This is a genomic window from Nonomuraea sp. KM90 (assembly GCF_052246675.1).
In the GTDB taxonomy this organism is placed as follows: domain Bacteria; phylum Actinomycetota; class Actinomycetes; order Streptosporangiales; family Streptosporangiaceae; genus Nonomuraea.
Genome location: NZ_JBQQCB010000417.1, coordinates 1 through 600 on the forward strand (window position 1 = coordinate 1; position 600 = coordinate 600).

Here is a 600-nt window from a genome sequence, read left to right on the forward strand (position 1 = left end):
CGGCGGCCCGCAGTGACTGCGAGTCGATGATTCCCGCGCTGGGCTCCCGTTCGCGCCCGTCGGCTATCCGGACTTGTTCGCGCAGGTCGTTGTGCAGGGCATAGAGATCACCGTCTTGCCACCAGCGCGTGAAGATTGAGTGGACGGTGCGCCAGGGCGCCAGGAAGTCGGCGGCAGCTTGCGCCACTTGATCCCGTTGTCGACCACGTACCGGATGGCATCCATGATCAGGCGACGGCAGTACTTCTCGGGTCGTCCGCCGTTGCCGTGTAACCAGGCCGGCCAGGGCATCAACGGCCTGATGGCCTGCCATTCCGCGTCGGTCATGTCGGTGGTGTAGCGGGGTGGGCGGATCGGGTGATCGGCTCCGCGGCCGTACCGGCAGGCCACGCACGAGCAGGCAGTTTCGTCGTTACGGGAGACAGTGATGGGGGCTGTGGCGTACAACGGCGGCAGACCTTCCGGTCGGTGATGGGGCTTGGATAACCACCGTTGCTACCGGAAGGTCACTTTATGTCGCAGGAGATTCGCTCTACGTCACAGTTTCACCCGATATCGGCCCAACGCTGCACGACAGGGATCAGTTTGTACACGGGCACT

Annotated in this window: 2 pseudogenes; both read right to left on the bottom strand. The window is 63.8% G+C overall.

Annotated features, from left to right (window positions below):
* Positions 1 to 187 (bottom strand): annotated as a pseudogene (locus tag ACTWPW_RS64545) (hypothetical protein); the annotation flags it as partial.
* Between the two features lie 41 nt (positions 188 to 228).
* Positions 229 to 327: pseudogene (locus ACTWPW_RS64550) on the bottom strand (IS5-like element IS4811 family transposase); the annotation flags it as partial.
* Positions 328 to 600: the final 273 nt, after the last annotated feature.